The sequence below is a fragment of the Pseudomonas mandelii genome, from assembly GCF_006438925.1.
In the GTDB taxonomy this organism is placed as follows: domain Bacteria; phylum Pseudomonadota; class Gammaproteobacteria; order Pseudomonadales; family Pseudomonadaceae; genus Aquipseudomonas; species Aquipseudomonas mandelii_C.
In genome coordinates, this window is the sequence record NZ_RCZA01000003.1 from 58,981 (window position 1) to 84,306 (window position 25,326).

Genomic DNA, 25,326 nt, shown 5'->3' on the forward strand with positions numbered 1-25,326 from the left:
CCCGCTCTAGACATAAGAAAAACTTGTCCTTATGAACCTGAAGTTTCTCGAGACCTTTGTCTGGGTCGCCCGACTCAAGAGTTTTCGCCTGACGGCAGACAAGCTCTTCACCACCCAGGCGTCGATTTCCAGTCGCATTGCCGTGCTCGAAGGCGAGCTCGGGGTGAAGCTGTTCCTGCGCGATTCACGTGGCGTGAGCCTGACGCCCGAAGGCTTGAAGGTGCTCGAGTACGCCGAGCAAATGATGGACACCATGCAAGCCCTCAAGCAGTCGATCGAAACCCGCTCGAGCAAGGTCGGACGGGTTCGCATCGGCGTGATGGACACGGTCATCCATACCTGGTTGAGCCCGCTGGTGGCGCAAATGATGGATCACTATCCGCTGGTGGAAATCGAGTTAGTGGCCGATACCGCACTCAACCTCTGCGATCAGCTGCAAAAAGGCTTTCTCGATCTGATCCTGCAAACCGACCTGTTGCGTCAGGAAAGCGTGCGCAGCCTTGAGCTGGCCAGTCACCCGATGGGCTGGATTGTGGCGACTAACTCGATCTACAACCGCGAGTATTCAGGCATTGCCGACCTGGCGCGGGAACGGATCATTACCTATTCGAAAAACTCTCATCCGCACCAGGAGATTCTCGCCCTGATGCAGGCCAACGGCATCATGACGCCACGGTTGAACTGCGTGAACTCGGTATCGGCGATCACCCGGTTGCTGCGGGACGGTTTCGGTATTGGCGCGCTGCCACCGGTGCTGGTCGCCGAGGAACTGGCGCGGGGGGAGTTGACCTTGCTGGCCATCGACCAACGTCCACCGAATTTGCAGGTGGTGGTGTCGTGGCGGGTTGGCGTGGAGTGGGTCGAGGAGATTGTTTCGTTGTGTCAGCAGGTGCTGGACGGGTATGCGCGCAAGGTGGGTGAGGATTACATCACTTTGAGTCGTTGAAGATCAAAAGATCGTCCGAACGCGGCCCGAACCTTCGGCAGCTCCTACAGGGGAACGCATTCCAAGGTAGGAGCTGCCGAAGGTTCGGGCCGCGTTCGGACGATCTTTTGCTGTTACAACCCCCGCACATCCCGATCTTCGATCGGCCGGCTCTGGCGCAGGCGTTTGCCGCCCAGCACCACCCAGTCGATCAGACGGAACAGGCATTCAATGCCGAACGACAGCAGCAACGCCCCGCTCATGCCCCAGATCATCGCTTCCGGCGTCAGCAGGATCTGGTAGCTGTAGCCATTCCAGGTTTCCTTGCGAATATCCGGATCGGCGGCCAATGCCACTTGCAGGAAGCGGATGTACCACGGGCCCTGCATGGCCTGGAACTGTTTATCGAGGGCCAGTTGACGAGTCAGCAAGGTGCTCAGGCTGTCGGCATCGCTGCGAAAGATAGGGTCTTCGCTGGCGCGGTAATGGGCCACCAACGCCTGCATGTCACCCTTGAAGAACTGATTCGCCGTGCCCTGAAAACCGCTCAGACCGGTCTGTGCCTCAATCAGATGCGCTTCGACCCGTTTGGCATAATCGCTGATAAACCCTGGCACCTGGACACCGATCAACAGGCCCGCCGCGAACAACACCAGCCGTAGATAACTGAGCAACATGAGGGGAAATCCTTATTCGGTCTTGCCCTGGCTGACGCATTCACCGCGTCGCCAGAGGCTCCATTGGCCCGGTTCGTAGCGGGTCCAGGTTTCGTTTTCGGTCAAGGGTTCGGTGGCGATCACGGTGACCACGTCGTTGGGCGTGGTTTCGGCCTGGAAATCGACGATCACATCGACGTCCTTCAAGCGCGCCGGGCCGAATGGCGCGCGACGGGTGATTTGCGCCAGTTTGGTCGAGCAATAGCAGAACAACCAGTCGCCATCGCTGAGCAGGCAGTTGAACACGCCTTTGCTGCGGTATTCGGCGCAGGCGGCCACCAGGTCTGGCAGCAGTTCTTCGACCTCTACCGGTTCCGGGAACGCTGCGCGCACGCGGTTGAGCAAATCGCAGAACGCCGCCTCGCTGTCGGTATCGCCAACGGGGCGGTAAAAACTCCTGATCGGTTGAAACTCCGCGAGTTGGCCGTTATGGGCGAAACACCAGTTACGGCCCCACAGCTCACGCACAAACGGATGGGTATTGGACAGGCAGACCTTGCCGACGTTGGCTTGGCGGATGTGCCCGATCACCACTTCGCTCTTGATCGGATAGCGTTGCACCAGATTCGCGACTTCGGACTCACAGCTCGCCGCCGGGTCCTGAAACAGGCGCAGGCCACGGCCCTCGTAAAAAGCGATGCCCCAGCCGTCACGGTGCGGACCGGTACGGCCGCCGCGCTGCATCAGCCCGGTGAAGCTGAACACGATATCGGTCGGCACATTGGCGCTCATGCCCAATAACTCACACATGCTCGGATTCTCGCTCAAAGGCAGGGGCAAGGTTACAGACGCGGCTCGACCCGCGATCGCTGAGGGTTGCTCGGCACCGGTGGACGACCGTAACGATCATCGCCTGCTCCGCCGAATGGATGATCCTCTTCAGGGTCATCGGCCCGGGCCGCAGCCTTGGCAGCGGCAGCCTGTTCCTTGCGAGCGTTGGACGCACGTTCGATAGGGAAACGGATCGCCACAAATACCAGGTAAATGCCGAAGGCGATCATGCTGTACATGAACAGGTCGGAAATCGCCCGCCAAGCGTTGTTGCCGACTTTGAACAATAGATCAAGGGCAGTAATGGCGATGGCCGGGGCAACCTTTTCCTTCACCGGATCAATGATGGTCGGGCTGAACAGCAACACAGCAACCAATAGCCGTAACGGCTCACGCAGCCAGCGCCACATCCAGCGGGTGATACGCATCCACACCAACAGGCAGCCCAAAGCGGCGATGGCGTAGAGGCCCCAAGCGATCAGATAGTCGTTCTCGGTCATGGTGTCCATGGCAAGGCAGGCAAAGAGGCGCTTATAGTAACGACTTTTCGCACGTCAGGCTTGCTCCAATGCCAGTCGGTCAAGACACAGAACCTGTGGGAGCGAGCTTGCTCGCGATGAGGCCAGTACATTCAACATCAATGTTGTATGGCCATCCGTCATCGCGAGCAAGCTCGCTCCCACAGGTGCGAAGTCCCTATTTCGTACATCGTCCGAGAGCCATTCATGCCCGTATCCGACAACGTCTCAAGCGCCCCAATCGCCCACAAGGCTGACGGTTCTGACCCGTATGCCTGGCTGCAGGAGCGCGACACCGACGCGGTGCTCGACTACCTGAAAGCGGAAAACCGCTACCAAGAGGCGCAAACCGCCGACCAGGCCGGGTTGCGTGAAACCCTGTTCGAAGAGATCAAGGCCCGGATTCTCGAAACCGACCTGTCCTTGCCCTCCCCTTGGGGTCCGTACTTGTATTACACGCGCACCACGGCCGGTGATGAATATGCCCGTCACTACCGCTGCCCGCGCCCTGCCGATGACAGCCTGCTGCTCGACGAAAGCCAGGAACAGCTGCTACTGGACCCGAATGAACTGGCCAACGGCGGCTTCTTTTCCCTGGGCGCCTTCAGTATCAGCCCGGACCACCAGCGTCTGGCCTACAGCATCGACGCCACGGGCGAGGAGATTTTCACGCTGTTCGTCAAGGAATTGTCCAACGGCCGTGTCAGCGAACTGGAATTCCAGGATTGCGACGGCAGCATGACCTGGGCCAATGACAGCCTGACGCTGTTCTTCGGCGAACTGGACGACACCCATCGCCCGCACAAGCTGTTCCGCTATCGGCTGGACGGTACGGCGGCCGAAGAAGTGTTCCATGAGCCGGACGGTCGATTCTTCATGCATTGCTACCGCTCCAGTTCCGAGCAGCAATTACTGCTGTCCCTGGGCAGCAAAACCACCAGCGAAGTCTGGGTGCTTGACGCGTTCCAGCCGCAGCAGGCTTTTACCTGCATCGCACCAAGGGCTGAAGACCACGAGTACGACGTCGACCACGGCGCGCTCAATGGTGAATGGACCTGGTTCATTCGCACCAATCGCGACGGCATCAACTTTGCCCTGTACCACGCCGTAGACACCGGCGTGGCGCCGACCGAGGCCGACTGGCAGAACCTGATCCCGCACAACGACACGGTGATGATCGAAGGCATGAGCCTGAATGCCGGTGCCATGACCCTGAGCTTGCGTGAGGGTGGCTTGCCGATCATCGAAGTTCATCCGCAAGACCTGCCGAGCTACCGTGTGCAATTACCGGATGCGGCCTACAGCCTTCATGTGCAGAACAGTCTGGAGTTCGTCAGCGACAAGATCCGTCTGCGCTACGAAGCCTTGAACCGCCCGGCACAAATCCGTCAGCTAGAGCTGGGCAGCGGCGAGCAGAAAGTCCTCAAGGAAACCCCGGTGCTCGGCCCGTTCGACGCCGATGCCTACGTCAGTCAGCGCCTGTGGGCGACGGCACCGGACGGTACGAAAGTGCCGATCAGCCTCGTCGTCAAACGCGAAGCACTCGGCAAGCCGACGCCGCTTTATCTATACGGCTATGGCGCCTACGGTGAAAGCCTCGACCCGTGGTTCTCCCACGCCCGCTTGAGTCTGCTGGATCGTGGCGTGGCCTTCGCCATCGCTCACGTGCGTGGCGGCGGCGAACTGGGTGAAGCCTGGTATCGCGCCGGTAAGCAGGAACACAAGCACAACACCTTCAGCGACTTTATCGCCTGCGCTGAACACCTGATCGCCAATGGTTTCACAACTTCACAGCAACTGGCGATCAGCGGCGGCAGCGCCGGCGGTCTGCTGATCGGCGCGGTGCTCAATCAGCGGCCAGAGCTGTTCGGCGCGGCGATTGCCGAAGTGCCGTTCGTCGACGTGCTGAACACCATGCTCGACCCGGATCTGCCGTTGACCGTCACCGAATACGACGAGTGGGGCAATCCTGAAGAACCGGACGTCTATGAGCGGATCAAGGCCTACGCCCCGTACGAAAACGTCACCGCGCAAGCCTATCCGGCGACCCTGGTGATCGCCGGCTACAACGACAGCCGCGTGCAGTACTGGGAAGCGGCCAAGTGGGTGGCGAAATTACGCGCGACCAAAACCGACACAAATCCCCTGCTGCTCAAGACCGAATTGGGTGCCGGGCACGGCGGGATGAGCGGTCGTTATCAGGGATTGCGTGATGTAGCACTCGAATACGCATTTGTTTTCAAGGTTTTGGGCATCGCCTGAGGAACTCCGTTCGGCGTGCCGGTCTTAACACCTGACATCGGACGCCGATACACCACACATCCCCCTGTGGGAGCGAGCCTGCTCGCGAAAGCGGTGTGTCATTCAACATTGATATTGAATGTGCTGGCCTCTTCGCGAGCAGGCTCACTCCCACAAGGGATCAGCAGTGAGCCCCAAGGCCCAAATCCGTAACAGACACAAGAAAAAGACCGTGACGACATGTCAGAACCGACCTTACTGAACAACGAAATTCGCGACTGGCTGATGGACTGTGGCCTGTTCGATCAACTGCTGCCGGCGGACTTTGCCACGGCCTCGGGCTACTTCAGCATCAGCACCATTGCTCAGGGCGAAGAGATTTTCCATGAGGGGGATGCCGGCAGCTTCATGTGCATCATCCACACCGGCCAGGTGGCGGTGCAGAAAACCAACAGCGAAGGTCACCTGGTGACCATGGCAACGTTGCGCAGCGGTCGGGCGTTCGGCGAAATGGCCGTACTCGACGGCGAACGCCGCTCGGCCAGCTGCGTGGCCGCGAGCAATTGCCAGTTGCTCAACCTGGGCAAGGACTCGCTGGAAAAGATGCTCAACGATGCGCCGAAAATCGCCGCCAAAATCATCCGTGCCCTCGCCGTCTCCCTCTCCAAACGCTTGCGCATGGCCGATGGGCAACTGCTCTCGCAGCCGGTTTAACCGCCGGGTGATTTGACTTTCGACGGGTTTTGCTCCAGCCCCGGCAGTGGCTGGTCCTTGGTGGGCGGGCTAGGCATTTCAATGGGCACCAACGGCGGACCGCCACTGCCGGGCCCGACCCTGGGTGCGCTGGTCGGGGTGATTTGCGGGTACGGTGTCGGGGTCGCGGTGCCGGGCGAACCGGGCTGCGGCGCAGGGCTGGTCGGAATGGTTTGCAACTGCTGGGCCTGCACTGCAGTTATCGAGAGCGCGGCCAAGGCAATGACCGTTAGAATGGTGCGCTTCATCAATGGCTCCGTTGGCCTTGTTGTCGTTTTGCAGGCTACTCCCAACTGCGCGTGTTTGCCTTCCCCCTCTTATGCCAATTTCTCCTCAAGTGAGCCCCATGAAACGTTTCGTTCTGCTCGACACCACTCCAATTCCTGAAAATGGCGGTGCCTTGTGCCTGTTCGAATACGGCGAGGATTTCGTCATCAAGATCCAGGGCGGCGACGGCGGGCAACTGATGAACACCCGCATGCACGGCTCGGAAGACGCTCTGGCGGAGATCCCGTGCCGTAAAGTGGCCGGTCGGCCGAATTCGCGCGTGCTGATCGGCGGCCTGGGCATGGGCTTTACCCTCGCCTCGGCCCTCAAGCATCTGGGCAAGACCGCTGAAGTGGTGGTCGCCGAACTGGTGCCGGGCGTGGTGGAGTGGAACCGTGGACCGCTGGGTGAGAAAGCCGGGAACCCGCTGCTGGACCCGCGCACGGTCATTCGCATGGAAGACGTGGCCAAAGTCCTGCAAGCCGAGCCGCAAGGTTTTGACGCGATCATGCTCGACGTCGATAACGGCCCCGAAGGCCTGACCCAGAAGGCCAACAGCTGGCTCTACTCCGCTGGCGGCCTGAGCGCCTGCGCCAAGGCCCTGCGGCCCAAAGGTGTGCTGGCCGTCTGGTCCGCGAGCGCTGACCGACAGTTTTCCGACAAACTGAAGAAAGCCGGCTTCAAGGCCGAGGAAGTCCAGGTCTTCGCCCACGGCAACAAAGGCACCCGCCACACCATCTGGATTGCCGAGAAGCTCAAGGGCTGAGCTAAACTGCGTTTAATACCGTCATTAGTCTTTTACAAAGGTGAACCATGAGTTCGTCAACGCCTCCGACCAACACGTCGAAACTGGACCGCATCCTTGCCGACAATCAGCGCGACAAGGAAATGGGTTACCGCGACAAAGCCCTGAAAATGTACCCGCACGTGTGCGGTCGCTGCGCCCGTGAGTTTTCCGGCAAGCGCTTGAGCGAACTGACCGTGCACCACCGCGACCACAACCACGACAACAACCCTCAGGACGGCTCGAACTGGGAATTGTTGTGCCTGTATTGCCACGACAACGAACACTCGCGGTACACCGATCAACAGTATTTCGGTGAAGGCTCGCTGAGCTCGCCGAAAATCGCCAAGGCCACGCATAACCCGTTTGCCGCGTTGGCCGGCCTGATGAAGAAAGACGAGTAACATCTTCAGCACCTCGACCGGCCCCTTCGCGAGCAGGCTCGCTCCCACAGGGGATCTTCTGTGAACACAACATTTGTGAACACTCAGGATCCATTGTGGGAGCGAGCCTGCTCGCGAAGGCGGCTGACCAGACACCACCAATCTCCAAACCGAACACCCCTCCCCCAATCCCCGTATAATCGCGCTTTTTTCCCCGAAGGCACCCGCTCGTGGCAGACAAACGGTACAGCTGCATTGGTTTGTATAACCCCAAATCACCGGAGAACGTCGGTTCGGTGATGCGCGCCGCTGGTTGTTATGGCGTGGCGTCCGTGTTCTACACCGGCAAGCGTTATGAACGTGCCGCCGACTTCGTCACCGACACCAAGCGCGTCCACTACGACATTCCGCTGATCGGCATCGACGACCTGAAAAAAATCCTGCCGCTGGGCTGCGTTCCGGTCGCAGTGGAACTGGTGGACGGCGCTCGTTCACTGCCGGAATACACCCATCCGGACCGCGCGCTGTACATCTTCGGCCCGGAAGACGGCTCGCTGGATAAAGAGATTCGCGACTGGTGCGAAGACGTGGTCTACATCCCGACTACCGGCTGCATGAACCTGGCGGCCACTGTCAACGTCGTGCTCTATGACCGCATGTCCAAGGGGCTCAACACCCGCTCCGGGGCGAAATTCCGCTGATTCAGCGCACATCCGATGGAACAAGCCGCCCGCCTCGGCAGTCAGCTTAATTATCTATTCTTGAAAGCCATTCCAGCCAGGAGACAGATCATGAGCGAACTCAAACGCGTAGAACGCATCGAATCCACCCCGTTCCAGACTCACACGGAGCAGAACGTGCAGGGTTGGGAGCGCATCGGTTCCCTGGCCTGCGGCGTGGTGATGGTCGGCAAGGGCCTGCGTCGCGGTGGTGTGTTCGGGTTGATTCAAGTGGCGATCGGCGGTGTGGCCCTGGCGCGTGGTATTACCGGGCACAGTTCGGCGAAAAGCCTGCTGGAGAAAAGCCGTCAGGACATGAACAACGTGCGGGCGAAGATTCAGCGGGCGGGTGAAGAGTTGAACCGGTTGAAGGCGAATGCCGAAGCGGCGACCAATACCGCTACCGTGACTGGCAATGATTCGTTGAAATCGCCGAAAACCGGGGTTTAACCCGAGATTTTCATTGAGGCTTAGGGCCCCTTCGCGAGCAGGTCGAATCGTCGCACCGTCGCTCCCACATTGGAATGCAGTCACCTGTGGGAGCGAGCCTGCTCGCGAAGGCGGTGCTACTGCAGTAACTCTGTATCGAGGACTTTGGAAGATTCACCGATGATGCTTTCTGCGAGCTGCACAAATTCCTTGGTATCCACGCTCTCCAAATGCATCGCCCCTTGCAACACATCATCCAGCGAACGCTTGTTGCGGGTCTTCAGGCGAATCTCGCGATCCAGTTCCTGCAATAACACGACCGCTTTCGAGACCTGCGCCGGACTGACCTGCTCACCGCGCAATGTGCTGACCTTCTGGCTGTCCTTGGCCAACTTCTTCTGCAAACTTTCATACCGCTCATCACTCATGCCGCCAGCGCGGCGCACCAGTTCGATGGCGTAATACTCGGCAAATCCTTCGCTGATCCAGTCACTGCGCTGCTGATCGTTGATCCGCCCGAACACCTGGGCCAATTCCCGCACCAGCGCACTGGTACCGCTTTCGCTGACCAGCGGCAGACGCGTGTTCAGATAGATCGATTCGTGCGCGCCCAGACTGCCACGCCACATCGGGTCGTTGGCGCCGACGATCAGCAGTTTGACGGGATGACGGGGATACACCGCCTGCACTTGCGGCCAGACAAAGGTCAGCAGCGTCAGCACATCCATGCGGCGCATGCCCTGGCCCTGAGGCGAGGCGACAGTGACCTCGGTTTCCCCAAGCCGCGTGCGACGGCTGCCGAGGTGGCCGGCGAGCATCCAGCCCGTGGGCCGGTCGAACAAGCGAGAAACGTTATCGACCCGAAATTTGTTCTTGCCGATTCGCGGCCAGGCGGTTTCAACGCTTTTCCAGCCGGTGGGCAATTCGAATTCAAGGCGTGAAACCAGCTCAATGCCGTCCTGCTGATCGAGTTTGGCCGCCGGTACCAGATCGTCGCCGCGCATCAGCGCCCACGTTGGCGTCATGCGCGTATCGAAGCTGTCGCTCTTGCGCCCATGGCTGATGCGTACGCGGTAGGTCAGGCTGGCCTTGTCGGCGGCCGGACGCCAGACACCACGGGCTTGCTTGCCCGGCGTGAGCTGCCATTGGCCATCGGCCTTGAAGTCGCTGTATTGGCTACCGTCGCCCAGGTCAAAATCCAGACTGCGTACTGCCGAACCCTGGGCCAGGGTCAGCCGCACTTCGGCCTGATCGCTTTGCGGCAACAGGCGCACGTGGTAATCCAGATCAACCTTCTTCGCCGCCCATACGGGCGAGCTCAGAGCCAAAAGCCCAAAGGTCAACGCCAGCCGCAATCCCACAGCCATACACACTCCTTCGTGAAACGTTAATACGCCTGGCGTTTAACCCGCCCGGAAAATCAGATGGTCTTCCCAATCGTCTTCGGCCACGCTGCCTTCGGCGAACATGCGCCCGGACTGGGAAATACGTTCGTGGTGCACCGCATCGCGATCACCGCACACCAGATGGTGCCAGAGCGGCAGGTCCTTGCCTTCGCTGACCAGTCGATAGCCACAGGTCGGTGGCAGCCATTTGAATTCGTCAGCCTTGCCCGGTGTGAGCTGGATGCAGTCGGGGACGAAATCGCGGCGGTTCGGGTAATCGGTGCACTGACAGGTTTTCAAGTCCAGCAGTTTGCAGGCGATACGCGTGTAATAGACGCTGTTGTCGTCTTCATCTTCGAGCTTTTGCAGGCAGCACAGGCCACAGCCGTCGCACAGCGATTCCCATTCCTCTTGATCGAGTTGATCGAGGGTTTTGCGTATCCAGAACGGTTCGACTTTGGCGGCCATGGCTCAAGCATCAACATCAGGTGGTGAAAAGGCCGCCAGTCTAGTGCCAAGGCCCTTGTGGGCCAAGCATTGGCGACTGCCGGTAGAAGGAGCTTGTCAGTTATTGCGCCGCCAATGTAGTTTTGCCAGTCGCAAGGAACCGGACCTGCGTGCCATTAATGCTCAACCGCATTGCATTCAGGTGAACGACCCAGGCTCCCGACAAACCTCATCGCTCAGCTCAACTGCGCCCGCAGGTTTCAGACGACCCTCACTTTCAAACGTAGCAAGGAATCTCTTGATGAGTGCTAATCCACGCATTGCCGACTATGCCATCCACCCTCAGTTCACCGACCGCTGGTCGCCCCGCGCCTTCACAGGCGAAGCGATCTCCGAAGAAACCCTGCTGAGCTTCTTCGAAGCTGCACGTTGGGCGCCATCGGCCTACAACTCGCAGCCTTGGCGGTTTCTGTATGCGCGTCGCGACACGCCAAACTGGGAGCGTTTTCTGGGCCTGCTGAATGAGTTCAACCGCAGCTGGGCGCAACACGCCTCGGCACTGGTGATCGTGATCTCCAAAACCACCTTCGCGGTGCCTGGCGCCACCGAAGAGACCCCGGCCTTGTGGCACACCTTCGACACCGGTTCCGCTTGGGGTCATCTGGCGCTGCAAGCGAGCATCAGCGGCTGGCACACCCACGGCATGGCCGGTTTCGACCAGGACCTGACCCGCAAGGAGCTGAACATTCCCGAGGGTTATGCACTGCACGCGGCGGTGGCGGTGGGCAAACTGGGCGACAAGGCGACGCTGGCGAATTACCTGCAAGCGCGTGAAGAGCCAAGCCCGCGTCGTCCGCTGAGCGAACTCGCTGCCGAAGGCGACTTCACCCTCTAAACCACACCGAAAACCAATGTGGGAGCGAGCCTGCTCGCGAAGGGGCCATCACATTCAACATCACTGTTGACTGACAGACCGCTTTCGCGAGCAGGCTCGCTCCCACAGGTTTTGCACAATATTCAAGTAAGCGGTGGATTCAGTAGCCGCGGTTGAAATCCACTTCCCCGCGCAATGCCTCACCCGCCTGATACGCCCGAAGGTTCTCGACGAACAGATTGACCATCATCGATGGCGAGGTCGGGGCCGAGCTGTGACCGGTCAGCAGCAAGCCCCAGGCGGTCCAGAACGGATGACGTTGCGGCAGCGGCTCCTGGCGGCAGACGTCGATCACCGCACCGGCCAGATGCCCCTCTTTCAAGGCTTCCACCAGGTCCGCATCGACCACTGCCACGCCGCGTCCAACGTTGATGAACAACCCGGTCGGTTTGAATTGCTTGAACAGCGCCGCGTCGTACAGGTCATGGGTGTTCGGCGTATTCGGCAGCAGATTGATCACGTAATCCACTTCACCCACCAGACGCGGCAGATCAGCCAGCGCCCCGACTTCGACAAACGGCGCCTGCTCGCGGGCTTCGCTGGCGATGCCGTACAACTCGACGCCAAACGGCACCAGGAACTGCGCCACGGTCTGGCCGATGTCACCGGTGCCGACGATCAACACTTTGCGGCCGGCCAGGCTTTGGCCCTGGCGACTGTCCCACTTGCGCTCGACCTGGCTGACCAGCCGCGGCAGCACTTCGCGCTCGTGGCCGAGCATGTAGGTCAGCACGTATTCGGCCATGACCTGGCCGAAAATGCCCACCGCCCGAGTCAGGCGATAGTGACGAGGCAAGCCGTCGGCCAGCAGCGGCGTGATGCCCGCCCAGGTCGATTGCAGCCATTGTGGCTCGTGCCCCTGACGCAGCAAGGTCGCCAGCAGGTCCGGCTGACCGAGCCAGATCGGACAATCAGCGGCTTGGCTGGCCAGTTCGGCGGAGTCGCCGCTGGTCAGCACTTCCAGGTCAGGCGCTGCTTGACGCAACAGCTGGGCGTACACCGGGTGGTCGTGTTCGGCAATCAGAACGCGCATGGTTCAAACCTTTCAAAAACAGTGCAGACGGCCGCCGATGGAGTAACGCCCCATCGCCCTGGCCCTCGCCAAAATCATTCCAGTGTTTCATAAAGGCTCTGAACAGAGCCTGTCTGCCGGTCACATCGGGTCGTTGCGGCGCAGCAGTTCTTCCGGCAAGTGTTCGATGTACTCGTCTTCGGCCGGCGGCATTTGCAAGTGGTAACCCTGCTTCTCAAGGTTTTCCAGCACCACGGTGATGTCCTCGCGCGACAGCTTTCGCTCGGGGGTCAGCACCAGGTCGAAGGCGTGATGCGGTTTGCCGAAGGCGGCCATCAGACTTTCCGGGACGCGCTCCAGTGCATCGCTTTTGAGCACATAGAGGTACATCTCGTTTTTCTTCAAGCTTCGATAGATGGAACAAATACGTTTCAAGGCTGTTCTCCGGCGGTGGCCAGGCTGTCGAGCAGCGCTTGGCCCATTAACTCGCGGCGCCAGCCACGCAGCGAATCAGGCAATTGGTAAGGACCGTTGGGATAGCCGCTCTTGAGCAGCGCTTCCAGGGTTTTCTTGCGCAGCATCAGCTCCGGCGCAATATTCAGGCGTTCGGCTTCGGCCTGGCCGATCGCCCGCAGCTGTTTGACCAGCGTGGCGGCGTCCACCGGCAAAGGCTCCGGCACCGCTGGCGGCCATTGATCAGGCGACACACTGCCAGAGCGTTTGATCAGATCAAGCAGAAACTCGCCGTCCTGACGCACGGTACGCGGGTGCATGTCTTCGATTTTCGCCAACGCGCCGAGGTTGTCCGGCTGAGTCCGCGCCAGCGGCCACAGGGAATGCTCACGCACGATGCGGTTACGCGGCAGATCACGGGCGCGGGCTTCGCGCTCGCGCCAGGCGCACAGTTCCCGTAATACGACGAGTTGGGCACGGGAGAGCTTCCAGGCCAGCTTGGCTTCGCGATAGACCTCATATGGATCAACTTCGCGGCGCAGGTTGGCCACCAGCTCGGCGCCGTCTTCCAGGACCCAAGCGTACTTGTCGTCAGAAAGCTTCGGACGAAGCTGTACGAAAACTTCCGCCAAGTGCAAAGCATCTTCGGCGGCGTAGCTGATTTGGGTGTCGGAAAGTGGACGTTGCAGCCAGTCGGAACGGGTCTCGCCCTTGGGCAGGTCGATGCCCAGCACTTCCTGCACCAGCCGCGAATAGCCCATGGAAAAACCGAGGTTCAGGTAAGCGGCGGCCAACTGAGTGTCGAACAGCGGCGCCGGCAGGCTGCCGGTCAGGCGCAGCAGGACTTCGAGGTCTTCGCTGCACGCATGAACGACTTTGACCACGGCCGGGTTTTCCAGCAACGCGGCCAGAGGCTGCCAGTTGTCGATGCTCAGCGGGTCAATCAGGTAAGCGCGTACGCCATCGCCGATCTGCAGCAGGCCTGCAATCGGATAAAAGGTGTCGACCCGCATGAATTCGGTGTCGAGGGCAACGAATGGCAGCTGCTGCCACTCGGCGCAAAACTGACCGAGGCTATCGTTGTCGCGAATCCAGTGAATATCGATGGCCACACGGCTCTCCCTTGAAGAATGGCGCGCAGTATATATCGCCCCCGGCAATTTCCGCGCATCCACTGAACAAGAGCTTTAGCGAAAATGCCTTCCAAACAGCAAGAAATGTCTGATAAGCGGAGACTAGCCGGCCTTACGCAGTACGTAGACGCGCATCCGCGCACAGCCGGGAAGGAAGTCCTGATGACTGAGCAAGCGCAAACCTGCGCGCTTGAACTCGGCTTCTACGTCGGCCTTGCTGGCCAACGGTCGGGCCGGAACGCCCTGTGCATCCGTGCGCCTGCCTTTGAAATGAGCATCGACCCGTACCGCCACAATCACCGTATCGCGACTGACCCGATGGAATTCCTTAAGCATGGCCAAACGATGCTCGGGGCAGACGATGTCTTGAAACAGCTGCATGCAAAAAATGCAATCAACCGCATTCGCCGACAAGCCGATGGTGAACGCTGAACTCTGAAAGGTCTTGACCCGCTCCAGCAAGCTCTGCGGATGGTGGGTGCGGGCATGATCGAGTATGTCCTGAGACGGATCGGCCGCGAGGATCACCCGGTTTGCATGCTCGGCCAGTACTGGCCAGAAACGCCCGACACCGCAAGCCACATCTAGCACCAGACCCGGCTCGCCGGCAGCCTTGAGCGCATTGCGCACCAGTTGCTCGTCACGCCAGAACGTCAACCGCCCGGCCAGACCACGCGGCCTCGGCTGAAGACAGACGCGGGCGTGCTCCTGATCGTAGCGCCGGGCGATCTCAAGCTCGATGGCAGATGGGGGTTGAGCGGACATGTGCAATGGCTCTCGGGAGAAACTCTACCAGCGGCTGATTAGGGGGCCGGCGCATGAAAAAAGGTTGAGGCATTTAGTCTTTGGCCAACACGCCGTCGATTACCGCACCACGACATCCGGCAAACATATCCAGATCCTGCTTGTACACCTTGCTCTTGACTTCCAGCAGACCGAGCATCGAATGGAACAGGTTGTCCTGGCTCAAGGGTTTTTCACGACTCTGTTGCAGGCAGTTAGCGTCCACCGAGAACGACTTTTGATAGCTGTCGGAAAACCAGGCCAGCATCGCGACATGTTTTTGTTGTTCCGGTGCCAGCATGTAAGGCGTGCCATGCAGGAACAAGTTGTACTCGCCCAGGGATTCGCCATGGTCCGACAGATAGAGCATCGCGGTGTCGACTTTGTTCTGATTGCTACGCAACAAATCGATCAGGGTGGACAACACGTGATCGGTATACACCAGGGTGTTGTCGTAGCCATTGACGATACTTTCGCGACTGCAATTGTTCAGGGCGTTACTTTCACAAACCGGGGTGAAGTGCTCATATTCTTTCGGGTAGCGCTTGAAGTATTCCGGACCGTGACTGCCCATCTGGTGCAACACCAGTACCGTGTCTTTATCCAGGGTATCGATGAAGTGCTGCAAACCCTGCAGCAGGATTTCATCGCGGCATTCGCTATTGGCGCACAGTACCGGGTCTTTCAGGTTACTGACGTCGTCGAGGGTGACCCGATCGCAAGTGCCCTTGCAGCCCGATTGGTTATCGCGCCAGATCACGTCGAGACCCGCGCGTTTGAGCACGTCCAGCAGGCCTTCCTGGTTCTTCGCCTTGCTGGCGTTGTAATTCTTGCGGCCCATGTCGGAGAACATGCACGGCACCGACACCGCTGTTTCCGTCCCGCAGGAATGCACATCGGTAAAAGCGATCAGGCCGGCTTCTTTACTCAGTTTTGGTGTGGTGTCACGGTCATACCCCAGGATGCCGAAGTTCTCGGCCCGGGCACTTTCGCCCACCACCAGCACGGTCAGGGATTTGCGCTCATGGGTTTGCCAGGCGGGATTTCGCTGGGCATCTTCACCCAGTTTGACAAAGGGCTGCTGCGCAGAGGCGACCTGCTCACGCAGAAAGCCGAAAGAGGCACCGATGTAATTGCTTGGCACGACCATCAGGCGCAATTCATGATGATTGCGAAACAACGAAGACAGGCCCTGATAGTTAACCAGTGCAACGCCACCAATCACGGCAACCGACGCGACAGTTACCAGTGCTTTACTTAATAGCTCACGGTGCCAGCGACGGTAATTAACCGGGATCTGCCACAACAACAACGACGGCAAGACACCCAGCAGAAGGATATAAACAAGCAACTTCAACGACAGCAAGTCACGCACTTCCGTCGCATTCGTTTGCGCAAAGTTACGCAACATGCCGGTGTCAATCAGCACGCCATATTGACTCATGAAGTACGCCACGCCGGCACTGACCATGAAGATCAGGGTCAAGACCGGTTTGAGCACAGGCCGGAACGCCAGCAGGGTCAGCACAATGTTGAAGGCAGCCAGAATCATCAAGCCGAAAGCCACGCGCATGACGATGCCTTGACCGTCAGAGGCCGTGATTTCAAACAGGTGTTGCCAGAGAACTAAATTGAATCCTGCCAATAGAAAGGCGCTGGCAATCAGTGTTACCCATTCGGGGCGCACGGCTTTAATCTTCAACATGATGATCGGCTGTTCCTGAATAAAAGTGCCTTCGCCAAATGTGAAAATTTCATTGGCCGTAACATCACTGATTTTAGGCTGCCAACCATCAATTTTTTGTGAAAAAGAAGCCAACGATTAGTTGGCTCATGGAGCGAGGCCAAAACGCTCAACTTATTTGAGAATGATTCAGGTTCTGTTCAGGCTTGATTCAAATACCAACGCCAGTCCTGCTCGCCGACCTCGCCCATGAACTGTCGATACTCGGCACGTTTTACTGCCAGGTACACGCCGAGGAACTCACCGCCGAACGCTTCCCGAGCCCAGCTCGAACCTTCCAGCGCTCGCAACGTAGTCAGCCAGTCGGTCGGCAACAGTTCCGTAGCCTGGGCGTAGCCATTGCCCTCCACCGGCGCACCAGGATCGAGTTGTTCGCGTATACCGCGATGGATCCCGGCCAGAATCGCCGCGGCTGCCAGATACGGGTTGGCGTCGGCGCCACAGATGCGGTGTTCGATGTGCCGGGAAAACGCCGGCCCGCCGGGCACGCGCAAACTCACGGTGCGATTGTCCACGCCCCACGTGGGTGCCAGCGGCGCATAGCTGTTGGTCTGAAAGCGACGGTAAGAGTTGGCGTTCGGACAGAACAGCAGCAACGAATCGAGCAAGGTGCTGAGCATCCCGCCGACCGCCTGCTTGAGCAGTGGCGTGCCGTCCGGGGCTTCGCTGGCAAACAGGTTGTTGCCCTCCTTGTCCGCCAGGCTGACGTGCATGTGCATGCCAGTGCCCGCCAGGTCGTCGAACGGTTTGGCCATGAAGCACGCCGTCATCCCGTGCTTGTGCGCCACGCCCTTGACCAGTCGTTTGTAGCGCACCGCTTCGTCCATCGCCTGCAAGGCGTCGGTGCGGTGTTCGAGGGTGATTTCCACTTGCCCCGGCGCGTATTCGGAAATCGCCGTGCGCGCAGGAATGCCCTGGAGTTTGCAGGCGCTATAGAGATCGGCCAGAAACGGCTCGATCTGTTCCAGTTCACGCAAGCCGTAGACCTGAGTCCCTCGCGGCCGCCCGCCATCGACATCCCGCGCCGGTTGCGGTCGCCCGTTGCTATCACGCTGCTGATCCAGCAGGTAGAACTCCAGCTCCGCCGCCATCACCGGGTAATAACCGTCGGCCTGCAAGCCTTCGATGACTTTCGCCAGCAGATGCCGTGGATCGGCAATTGTCGCGGGCATGCCCTCCTTCGGATGCATGCTGACCTGCACCGCCGCCGTAGGAATCAGCCGCCACGGCATGCGCGTCAAACTGCCGCTGATCGGGTACGCCCGGCAGTCGATATCGCCAACATCCCAGACCAGGCCCGAGTTTTCCACGTCATCGCCGTTGATGGTCAGGCCAAGAATGGTGCTCGGCAACGGCCGCCCGCTTTCGTACACCGCCAGCAGTTCATCGCGATGCAGCAACTTGCCCCGCGGTACACCGTTGTTGTCGAGGATGAACAACTCGAACATCTCGATATCCGGGTTCTGTTCCAGAAAGGTCAGGGCTTCTTGCTTGGAGGCGAAAGATGTCGTGGCAACACTCATGGGGATTCTCTTATTTCCGCGTCAGGCAAACGCACAGGCGTCGCCGCTTTGATCCCGGCGCATAGCGCGGGACCTGTAAGAACAATCAACGGGAAATGCAGGAATCCGGTGGACGCGCGTGACGGCAGTGCCACAGCGCCCAAAAGGCTAATTCGGAGGGAAGTGTGACGGGACAACCGTCCATAGAAAAAACCACAGGAAACAGATGAGCCGCAGCGTCACACGGGTAGATAAGTCGTTAAATCAGGATTTGAAGAACTTTGGTTGTGGACTGGCTAAACATTGTCTGTGTTTTCAAAATGATCGCAGCCTTCGGCAGCTCCTACATTGGATCGCCGTACACCTGTAGGAGATGCGAAGGCTGCGATCTTTTCAGCTTCACACAGATGTATTTAATTTCTAAATACTGCCACGGACTTTCTGATTTGCGGCCCGCAAGCCCCGCGCGCCTAATCGGCTCCTTGTCATTCAAGGTCCGATAGATGGAAAACGTTCGTGCAATCTCCCGCCCCGCCCTCTGGCTGATGTTCAGCATCCTTCTTGTCGCCCTGAACCTGCGGCCTTCCATGGCCGCCGTCGGTCCTTTGCTGTCGGCGATTCGCGGCGACATCGCACTGAGTTTCAGCCTGGCCTCGCTGTTGACCATGCTGCCAGTGATGACGATGGGGCTGGCAATGTTCTTTGGGCTGGGCGTCAGCCAACGAATCGGCGAACAACGCACCGTGGTGCTCTCGCTGCTGATCATCGGCGTGGCCACGGTGTCGCGGTTATTCCTCGATTCGGCGGCCGAACTGATCATTAGCGCCGTGCTGGCGGGTTTCGGTATCGCGCTGATCCAGGCATTGATGCCGGTGCTGATCAAATCCCGCTTCAGCGATCACGTTTCCGTGTGCATGGGGTTCTACGTCACCTCGATCATGGGCGGCGCAGCGATTGCGGCGTCGTTTGCGCCGCTGGTGATGATCCGCACCGGCAGCTGGCGCGTGGGCCTGGCGATCTGGGCGGCACTGGCGCTGGTAGCGCTGCTGTTTTGGTGCATGCAACGTGAACGGATGCCGGTGCAGCCAGCTCAAGCGCAACGCAATGGGTCTTTCTTCGGCAATTCCCGCGCCTGGCTGCTCGCCATTTTCTTCGGTCTGGGCACGGCGTCCTACACCTGTGTGCTGGCCTGGCTGGCGCCGTACTACGTGGAAAAGGGTTGGAGCGAACAAAACGCCGGGTTGCTGCTGGGTTTCTTGACTGCCATGGAAGTGTTGTCCGGCCTGCTGACACCGGCCATCGCCAACCGCAGCCGTGACCGGCGCGTGGTGCTGGTGGTGTTGCTGGCGCTGATCATGGCCGGTTTCTGCGGACTTATTCTCAGCCCGCAACACCTGACTCTGTTGTGGCCATGTCTGCTGGGGCTCGGCATCGGCGGACTGTTCCCGATGAGCCTGATCGTGTCCCTGGATCATCTGGACAATCCCCAGCGTGCCGGTGGCCTGACCGCGTTCGTGCAAGGCATCGGCTATCTGATCGCCGGTCTCTCGCCGCTGATTGCCGGGTTGATCCGCGATCAGCTCGGGAGCTTCGAATGGGCCTGGTGGTCTCTGACCGGCGTCATGGCACTGATGATCCTGATGGTCTTGCGCTTCGATCCGCGGCATTACGCCCAACACATTCACTGACCCGGACCCCACATCATGAAACACACCGGTTTCGCCGCCGCTCACGCCGGCATGTTGCTCTGGGCACTGTTGATCGCTGCATCGTTTTCTGCGGCAGCACAGGTCAGCCAGGCCATCGACCCGATCCTGCTGACCGGTTTACGCCTGCTGTTTTGCGCCCTGGTGTTTTTGCCGCTGCTGCTGTTCAAGGGCGATACCGCCATGACCGCCCGCGGACTGTTCGGCCATGCCGTGCTCGGCTTGCTGCTGGCGGTGTATTTCGGCTCGCTGTTCGAGGCACTGCGCTATACCTCGGCGGTCAACACCGGGACGATGTTCACCTTGGTGCCTTTGCTGACATTGCTGTTTGAAGCCGTTTTGATGCCCGACAGCAACCTGAAACAGCGCGTGCTGCCGATGCTGATTGCCGCTGCCGGGGCCGTGTTGCTGGTTTTGAAAGACGCAGGCCCTGGTGAGCTGCCTTCGCTGTATGCAGTGTCGGTGTATGGCATCGGTTGCCTGGCGATGGCGCTCTACTCGCCCCTGAGTCAACGGCTCAAGGCCAGCAGCCTCAAGGGGCGCGGCCCAGTGGGCATGACTTTCTGGAACATGCTGTTCGGCGCGCTGTTTCTGCTGGCATTCTGTGGGTTCAGCGGCGGCTGGCGATCGGCGTCATTGCTGACCGTGAGCGATTTCTGGTGGCTGATTTACCTGGCGGTGTTCGCCACACTGGCGACCTTCTGGCTGCTGCATCGGGCGATCGGCGTTATCGCCCCTTCCTCGGTCATTTCCTACATTTACCTGAGCACGCTGTTTCTCACATTGTTTCACTGGTTCTGGTTACGTCAGTCGCCGTTGCCGCTGGAAATCATTGGGGCGCTGCTGGTGGGAGTCGGTATGTGGGCACTGCTGATGTCCAGCCGCCGCGGGGTGCCTGCCGCCGTTCAGGGCTGAAAACCTCTGGAACTGCCCCACAACTTTCCATGAAAACTCCTACAAGGCATTCTCCTGGCACCATCGTTCCGTTAGGATCACTCGCACAAGTTTGCGCACAGTCAGCGCAAGGAGCACAGCGAGACCCAACGGATGCTGAACAGTAACTTGCTTAGAAAGCTCGATATGCAGGACCTCATGGTGTTTATCGCCGTGTATGAGCAAAGCAGCGTCAGCGGTGTATCCGAGGCACTCTGCGTCAGCCAGTCCACCGTGAGTTACTGCCTGAAAAAGCTGCGCACCAGTTTCGAAGACGAACTGTTCATCAATACCCGCGCGGGCATGCGCCCTACCTACAAAGCCAGCACCATGTACGCCCATGTGCTGAAGATCCTGGAAAGCATCAACCTGTGTCACGCCGGTGCGCCAGCATTCGACCCCACCCTGCAACCCGTCACCTTCAATATCTGCGCACCGGAATACTTCGAGCAGTTGATCCTGCCGCGTCTGTTGAAAAGCTTCGATTTCGCCGACCTTCCAGTCATGGTCAACATGCACAAGTTCGAAACCGACATCCCGGCCGAAGAACTACGCGACGGCAGCCTCGACCTGGTGGTTTGCTTCGGCCCGAACTTTCATCGCAGTCACGGCGATTTCAAATCCCGGATGCTGCTGGAGGACGACCTGGTCTGTGTCTTCGATAAACGTGCCACACCGCCGGAGCCGCGTTTAAGCCTGCAAGCCTTCGTCGAACGCCGGCACGTGTTCCCGACACCCTGGACCTCCACCACCAACATGGTCGACGGCTGGCTGGCGCAGCAGGCGCAAAAACGGCAGATCGTCGCGCGCTCCAACAGCTACAGCGCCGCACTGAAGATGATCACCGGTACCGACTTCATCCTGACCCTGCCTCGGCGTATCCAGCAATTGCTGGCCAACGAGGCGATCTTCAATCATTGCGAAGCGCCCAACGGCTTGCCGGGTTTCAGCCTCGACATGCAGTGGAGCCAGAATGTCGATCAGGACAGCGCCAACACCTGGCTGCGCGAGCAAGTGGTCAAGGCCTGCACCGAGCAGGAAATGGCCTGAAACTCAGTGGCTGATGGCAATCTTGGTGTAGGACTCTCGATCGATGTCGAGGATTTCCACGGCCAGCTGGACTTCAATGTCCGTCGGCCATTCACACAGCTCCTGCACCACAGCCAGCAAACTTTCGGACAACTGCTGCTTGATCTGCGGTGAACGACCGCTCAACAGTGCCAGTTTCACATGCACAAAGGCTCGCTCACCTGACACCGTGCCGACCTTGAACGTCTCAACCTTCACCGCTCGGCTCTTGATGTCATATTCGGCAGCAAACTGACCGGAAGCCACCAACGCATTATTGAGACGAATCAACGCCACATCGGCATTGAGCCCGGGCAGGTTGGCGGTGTATTCCATGTGCAGGTGAGGCATGACTGAGCTCCTGAAAGTTGGCAGAAAGGTCGTACATATAACACAGCATCGCCCTACTCACTCGTGCGGTAAAACCGCGCGTTCACTCATGAACGCCTCCAGCCGCGACCTCAACCAGCGCTCGGCCGGGTCGGTATCGACATGGCTGAGCCAGACCATGGAAAGATCCAGGGTCGGCGCCTTGAACGGGAACGGCTCCTTGAACAGCTGGCCGGACGCGGCCATCGCTTCGGCGGCGTAGTCCGGCAGGCTGGCGATCAGATCGGTCCCGGCAAGCAAGGCCGGCAGCGAGCTGTATTGCGGCACGGAAAGGACGACTTGGCGCGTGCGTCCAATCTCCGCCAACCACTCATCGGCGTAACCACTGACATTGGCGGTGTGGGAAACCAGTACGTGCGGTCGCGCGCAATACTCATCGAGCGTCAGCGGTGTATCCGATGTGTCCGCGCGCAAAATGCTCGGCAGGATGTGCCGCAACAACTTGCGCTTGGCGTTGGCCGGCAGCCCGCGAGTCTGGCTGATACCCACGGTGATATCGCCCGATGCCAGCAAATCCGGAATCCGCCAGTAATCGACATGCTGCACCACGAACACCACCTTGGGTGCTTCCTGGCGCAAGGCACGCAGCAATGGCGGCAGCAGACCAAACTCGACATCGTCCGACAGCCCGATACGAAAGGTCATGGTGCTGCTGGCGGGGTCGAAATCATGGGTCAGGCTCAACGCCACCGACAACGAATCCAGCGCCGGCGACAGGTGCAGAATAATCTCCTCGGCCCGCGCCGTCGGTTCCATACGATGCCCGACACGAATGAACAGCGGGTCGTTGAACATCGTGCGCAAGCGATTGAGCGCCGAACTGATGGTTGGCTGGCCGAGAAACAATTTCTCCGCCACCCGGGTGACGTTGCGTTCGAGCATCAGCGTTTCAAACACCACCATCAGGTTGATGTCGGCCTTGCGTAGTTCGTTACGATTCATCCACTGACCCCGCTCCCAAATCTGATGACAGTTTAGGTAGGTGTCGCAATCGGCGTCTATGCGACTCAAGCAGTTTGCGTTTAATCCGGATTCAGGCAGCGGCACTCATAACCGTAATACCGCCCGTTAAAACGAAGCTGCTCTGACTGAGCAGCTTCACCACCTGAAGCCTAGATTTCCTTGACCGGGGTCTGATCGTGGGTCCCTTTGATCAAACTGATGGCATGCACACAATCAGACTTATTGACGTAAGCCTCCCCGCTGGCAATCGTTTCATGGTTACCCGCCCTCAAACGCCACCGCCATTGACCTTTGCCGGTCTGTGCGATGCCACGGGTTTGCCTGTAAATCTCAAAATACATTGCTCGCTCCTTGCGATTGCTGATGACGGCAGATCAGTGACCTGCGAAACGAGAGTAGATGAGGATTTTTTGCAGCAGGGCCTTTCAATGTCAGGGGATGTTTCGCAGCTACGGACTTGATTGGCGGGATGACCAACAGATTCGGGGAGCGGTAAATTGGGTGACTGCGCTGAGTAACTTTTCCCTTGAAGAGGCATATTTTTCTTACGCTGCGACGCTGTCTGGTCCGACGCAAAAACTCTGATTCGAGCCGCCTTACAGAATGTTCACTGATTTTTCTGCTGAGTTGAATCGTCTGCTGACAGGGCCAAAGGCTGTTCTTCCATCAGCACGGCATCTTCCTCAAGTTCTGTTTGAGGTTGAGCCGGGTCAGGATGGGGCAGCAAACCCCGCACAGCCCTTTCAATCAGTGAAAGGATTCCATAGGTGATGAAGCCAAAGATCAGTCCAACAACCAAAATGCTCAAAGGGTGAATTTGCGCTGCATCGGGGCTTTCCAACATGTAGCTAAAAGCCTGAACAGCAACGGTCAGGCATGCCGCAAATGCTGCCACCAGCTTCACAAACACCCAAATCCGTCGCCATCTGTTCATGCATTCCCCCGTCATCCGGTGATTTGCTCTGTATTGCATGATAGCTAATGACCAGGGTTACACCGAAAGCCAAAAACGCTGATGTGGAATCGCGAGGCGCTATAAGCTGCCTTATGCCAAACAGGCTTTCGAGGCTCATGATGAAAAACACTGACAAGTCAGGTGGCACTTCGGTTACTGCGCCAATCGAGAAGGCGTCAACCGGCAACGTCTGGCGCACCATGCCTGGCGGCATCTGGGCGTTGGGCTTCGTCTCGATGTTGATGGACATCTCCTCAGAGATGATCCATGCATTGTTGCCGCTCTATATGGTCACGGTACTGGGTACCTCCGTGTTGGCCGTGGGTCTCATCGAAGGCATAGCCGAGGCTACGGCCTCGATCACCAAGGTATTCTCCGGGGCACTCAGTGATCGATTGGGCAAGCGTAAACTGCTCGCGGCGCTGGGGTATGGGCTGGCGGCGCTGTCCAAACCGATCTTTCCTTTAGCGGGCTCGCTGGACTGGCTGATCGGAGCTCGCTTTATCGACCGCATTGGCAAAGGTATTCGCGGCGCCCCGCGCGATGCGTTGGTGGCCGACATCACGCCGCCCGCGATACGGGGGGCAGCTTTCGGCCTGCGGCAAACTCTGGATACCGTTGGTGCATTCCTGGGACCGTTGTTGGCGATCGGATTGATGTGGCTAACCGCGAACCACTTCCAGACTGTGTTCTGGGTGGCCGTCATCCCGGCCTTCCTTGCCGTCGCGGTGCTGCTGGTGTTCGTTCATGAGCCCAAACAAGTGGAAGGGACGCACCGGGTGCGTGCGCCTTTGAGCCGGCGGGAACTAGCCCGACTGGGTGCTGGCTACTGGTGGGTGGTGGGTGTCGCTGCGGTGTTCACCCTGGCGCGCTTCAGCGAAGCCTTTCTGATTCTGCGCGGACAGGCCGTCGGGTTGGCGCCGATGTGGGCGCCAGCGGTGCTTGTCCTGATGGGGGTGGCGTACTCACTGTCAGCCTACCCCGCCGGGGCCTTGTCTGATCGTGTCAGCCGCGTGGCGGTGCTCGGCGTAGGTCTGATTTTGCTGATTGCTGCCGACCTGACTCTGGCGTTCGCCCCGGGTATCGATGGCCTGGTTGTCGGCGTCGTTCTATGGGGGCTGCACATGGGGTTTACCCAAGGGATATTCGCCGCCCTGATCGCCGATTGCGCGCCGGCTGAACTGCGCGGGACGGCATTTGGCATGTTCAATCTGTTGACTGGGTTGGCCTTGCTGCTGGCCAGTGTCACCGCTGGGGCGTTGTGGGACACGGTAGGCTTCCAAGGCACTTTTTTGATGGGAGGGGGCTTTGCTGTTCTGTCTTTGCTGGGATTGTGGGTGATCCAGGCGAGAGTTCAGGTTCGATAGCAAAGAGCGATACCGCCCATGTTTCGCGAGACAGTCGTACCGCTC

The 25,326-nt window shown here is 59.1% G+C and carries 28 protein-coding genes; 12 read left to right on the forward strand and 16 right to left on the reverse strand.

The features are described 5' to 3' along the window. Positions 1-31: 31 nt before the first annotated feature. The gene (locus tag EAH74_RS07270) at positions 32-946 is read left to right on the forward strand and encodes a LysR family transcriptional regulator (RefSeq protein WP_140677338.1); all 915 of its coding nucleotides are present in this window, start codon (positions 32-34) and stop codon (positions 944-946) included. Positions 947-1,059: 113 nt separating this feature from the next. On the opposite strand, the gene EAH74_RS07275 is transcribed toward EAH74_RS07270, so the two are convergent. Genes EAH74_RS07275 through EAH74_RS07285 form a run of 3 tightly spaced genes read right to left on the reverse strand, consistent with a single transcriptional unit; the run spans position 1,060 to position 2,921 of the window. Beyond that, entirely contained in the window at positions 1,060-1,602 is a 543-nt protein-coding gene (locus EAH74_RS07275; RefSeq protein ID WP_123366761.1) for a DUF2937 family protein, read from the reverse strand. 12 nt (positions 1,603-1,614) lie between these two features. After that, entirely contained in the window at positions 1,615-2,391 is a 777-nt protein-coding gene (locus EAH74_RS07280) for a class II glutamine amidotransferase (protein WP_140677339.1), read from the reverse strand. A 32-nt stretch (positions 2,392-2,423) separates the two neighbouring features. After that, positions 2,424-2,921, reverse strand: a complete 498-nt coding sequence (locus EAH74_RS07285) for an MFS transporter (RefSeq protein WP_140677340.1) — start codon at positions 2,919-2,921, stop codon at positions 2,424-2,426. A 216-nt stretch (positions 2,922-3,137) separates the two neighbouring features. Here EAH74_RS07285 and EAH74_RS07290 point away from each other — a divergent pair, with 216 nt between their 5' ends. Beyond that, positions 3,138-5,192 carry a S9 family peptidase gene (locus EAH74_RS07290; RefSeq protein ID WP_140677342.1) on the forward strand — a complete coding sequence of 685 codons (2,055 nt, stop codon included), beginning with the start codon at positions 3,138-3,140 and terminating at the stop codon, positions 5,190-5,192. A 219-nt stretch (positions 5,193-5,411) separates the two neighbouring features. Further along, on the forward strand, positions 5,412-5,885 hold the full coding sequence (locus EAH74_RS07295) for a cyclic nucleotide-binding domain-containing protein (RefSeq protein WP_140677347.1): 474 nt from the start codon (positions 5,412-5,414) through the stop codon (positions 5,883-5,885). Here the strand turns inward: EAH74_RS07295 and EAH74_RS07300 are convergent. Then, positions 5,882-6,172: a hypothetical protein gene (locus tag EAH74_RS07300; RefSeq protein ID WP_140677349.1), complete on the reverse strand. Its 291-nt coding sequence runs from the start codon at positions 6,170-6,172 to the stop codon at positions 5,882-5,884. The genes EAH74_RS07295 and EAH74_RS07300 overlap by 4 nt on opposite strands. 98 nt (positions 6,173-6,270) lie before the next feature. Between EAH74_RS07300 and EAH74_RS07305 the strand changes: the two genes are divergently transcribed. The 4 genes from EAH74_RS07305 to EAH74_RS07320 all read left to right on the forward strand — a co-directional run bounded on the left by EAH74_RS07305 (position 6,271) and on the right by EAH74_RS07320 (position 8,527). After that, complete coding sequence (locus EAH74_RS07305; protein ID WP_007898703.1) at positions 6,271-6,957, forward strand: spermidine synthase; 687 nt, start codon at positions 6,271-6,273, stop codon at positions 6,955-6,957. 47 nt (positions 6,958-7,004) lie between these two features. Next, on the forward strand, positions 7,005-7,379 hold the full coding sequence (locus EAH74_RS07310; RefSeq protein WP_056742523.1) for a YajD family HNH nuclease: 375 nt from the start codon (positions 7,005-7,007) through the stop codon (positions 7,377-7,379). A 209-nt stretch (positions 7,380-7,588) separates the two neighbouring features. Further along, complete coding sequence (locus EAH74_RS07315) at positions 7,589-8,059, forward strand: RNA methyltransferase (RefSeq protein WP_007944014.1); 471 nt, start codon at positions 7,589-7,591, stop codon at positions 8,057-8,059. 90 nt (positions 8,060-8,149) lie between these two features. Continuing rightward, the gene (locus tag EAH74_RS07320) at positions 8,150-8,527 is read left to right on the forward strand and encodes a YgaP family membrane protein (protein WP_140677350.1); all 378 of its coding nucleotides are present in this window, start codon (positions 8,150-8,152) and stop codon (positions 8,525-8,527) included. Between the two features lie 116 nt (positions 8,528-8,643). Here the strand turns inward: EAH74_RS07320 and EAH74_RS07325 are convergent, their stop codons facing one another. Both EAH74_RS07325 and EAH74_RS07330 read right to left on the reverse strand, forming a co-directional pair. After that, complete coding sequence (locus EAH74_RS07325) at positions 8,644-9,873, reverse strand: hypothetical protein (protein WP_140677352.1); 1,230 nt, start codon at positions 9,871-9,873, stop codon at positions 8,644-8,646. A gap of 36 nt (positions 9,874-9,909) precedes the next feature. After that, positions 9,910-10,359: a YcgN family cysteine cluster protein gene (locus EAH74_RS07330; protein ID WP_140677353.1), complete on the reverse strand. Its 450-nt coding sequence runs from the start codon at positions 10,357-10,359 to the stop codon at positions 9,910-9,912. A gap of 280 nt (positions 10,360-10,639) precedes the next feature. On the opposite strand from EAH74_RS07330, the gene EAH74_RS07335 reads away from it, so the two are divergent. Beyond that, positions 10,640-11,233 carry a nitroreductase family protein gene (locus tag EAH74_RS07335; protein ID WP_140677355.1) on the forward strand — a complete coding sequence of 198 codons (594 nt, stop codon included), beginning with the start codon at positions 10,640-10,642 and terminating at the stop codon, positions 11,231-11,233. Between the two features lie 139 nt (positions 11,234-11,372). Here the strand turns inward: EAH74_RS07335 and EAH74_RS07340 are convergent, their stop codons facing one another. The 6 genes from EAH74_RS07340 to EAH74_RS07365 all read right to left on the reverse strand — a co-directional run bounded on the left by EAH74_RS07340 (position 11,373) and on the right by EAH74_RS07365 (position 17,920). Beyond that, positions 11,373-12,305, reverse strand: a complete 933-nt coding sequence (locus EAH74_RS07340; RefSeq protein ID WP_123366771.1) for a D-2-hydroxyacid dehydrogenase — start codon at positions 12,303-12,305, stop codon at positions 11,373-11,375. A gap of 120 nt (positions 12,306-12,425) precedes the next feature. Continuing rightward, complete coding sequence (locus EAH74_RS07345; protein WP_007898694.1) at positions 12,426-12,719, reverse strand: YcgL domain-containing protein; 294 nt, start codon at positions 12,717-12,719, stop codon at positions 12,426-12,428. Continuing rightward, positions 12,716-13,849, reverse strand: a complete 1,134-nt coding sequence (rnd, locus tag EAH74_RS07350) for a ribonuclease D (protein ID WP_129441972.1) — start codon at positions 13,847-13,849, stop codon at positions 12,716-12,718. Before rnd ends, EAH74_RS07345 begins: the two co-directional genes overlap by 4 nt. A 123-nt stretch (positions 13,850-13,972) precedes the next feature. Beyond that, the gene (locus tag EAH74_RS07355) at positions 13,973-14,635 is read right to left on the reverse strand and encodes a class I SAM-dependent methyltransferase (protein WP_140677357.1); all 663 of its coding nucleotides are present in this window, start codon (positions 14,633-14,635) and stop codon (positions 13,973-13,975) included. A 73-nt stretch (positions 14,636-14,708) separates the two neighbouring features. Beyond that, positions 14,709-16,358: a phosphoethanolamine transferase gene (locus tag EAH74_RS07360; RefSeq protein WP_140677359.1), complete on the reverse strand. Its 1,650-nt coding sequence runs from the start codon at positions 16,356-16,358 to the stop codon at positions 14,709-14,711. 179 nt (positions 16,359-16,537) lie between these two features. Further along, the gene (locus EAH74_RS07365; protein ID WP_140677361.1) at positions 16,538-17,920 is read right to left on the reverse strand and encodes a glutamine synthetase family protein; all 1,383 of its coding nucleotides are present in this window, start codon (positions 17,918-17,920) and stop codon (positions 16,538-16,540) included. 482 nt (positions 17,921-18,402) lie between these two features. On the opposite strand from EAH74_RS07365, the gene EAH74_RS07370 reads away from it, so the two are divergent. From EAH74_RS07370 to EAH74_RS07380, 3 genes are all read left to right on the forward strand, one after another. Continuing rightward, complete coding sequence (locus tag EAH74_RS07370) at positions 18,403-19,587, forward strand: cyanate transporter (RefSeq protein WP_140677362.1); 1,185 nt, start codon at positions 18,403-18,405, stop codon at positions 19,585-19,587. A 15-nt stretch (positions 19,588-19,602) separates the two neighbouring features. After that, on the forward strand, positions 19,603-20,520 hold the full coding sequence (locus EAH74_RS07375) for a DMT family transporter (RefSeq protein ID WP_140677363.1): 918 nt from the start codon (positions 19,603-19,605) through the stop codon (positions 20,518-20,520). A 132-nt stretch (positions 20,521-20,652) separates the two neighbouring features. Then, on the forward strand, positions 20,653-21,588 hold the full coding sequence (locus EAH74_RS07380; RefSeq protein WP_140677365.1) for a LysR family transcriptional regulator: 936 nt from the start codon (positions 20,653-20,655) through the stop codon (positions 21,586-21,588). Positions 21,589-21,591: 3 nt separating this feature from the next. On the opposite strand, the gene EAH74_RS07385 is transcribed toward EAH74_RS07380, so the two are convergent. The 4 genes from EAH74_RS07385 to EAH74_RS07400 all read right to left on the reverse strand — a co-directional run bounded on the left by EAH74_RS07385 (position 21,592) and on the right by EAH74_RS07400 (position 23,893). After that, on the reverse strand, positions 21,592-21,957 hold the full coding sequence (locus EAH74_RS07385) for a 5-carboxymethyl-2-hydroxymuconate Delta-isomerase (RefSeq protein ID WP_140677366.1): 366 nt from the start codon (positions 21,955-21,957) through the stop codon (positions 21,592-21,594). Positions 21,958-22,014: 57 nt separating this feature from the next. Further along, positions 22,015-22,938 carry a LysR family transcriptional regulator gene (locus EAH74_RS07390; protein ID WP_140677368.1) on the reverse strand — a complete coding sequence of 308 codons (924 nt, stop codon included), beginning with the start codon at positions 22,936-22,938 and terminating at the stop codon, positions 22,015-22,017. 170 nt (positions 22,939-23,108) lie between these two features. Further along, the gene (locus EAH74_RS07395) at positions 23,109-23,300 is read right to left on the reverse strand and encodes a YegP family protein (RefSeq protein ID WP_008074435.1); all 192 of its coding nucleotides are present in this window, start codon (positions 23,298-23,300) and stop codon (positions 23,109-23,111) included. A 266-nt stretch (positions 23,301-23,566) separates the two neighbouring features. Beyond that, a complete protein-coding gene (locus EAH74_RS07400; protein ID WP_170206190.1) occupies positions 23,567-23,893 on the reverse strand; it encodes a hypothetical protein in 327 nt (108 codons plus the stop codon). A 140-nt stretch (positions 23,894-24,033) separates the two neighbouring features. On the opposite strand from EAH74_RS07400, the gene EAH74_RS07405 reads away from it, so the two are divergent. After that, a complete protein-coding gene (locus EAH74_RS07405; protein WP_140677369.1) occupies positions 24,034-25,281 on the forward strand; it encodes an MFS transporter in 1,248 nt (415 codons plus the stop codon). Positions 25,282-25,326: the final 45 nt, after the last annotated feature.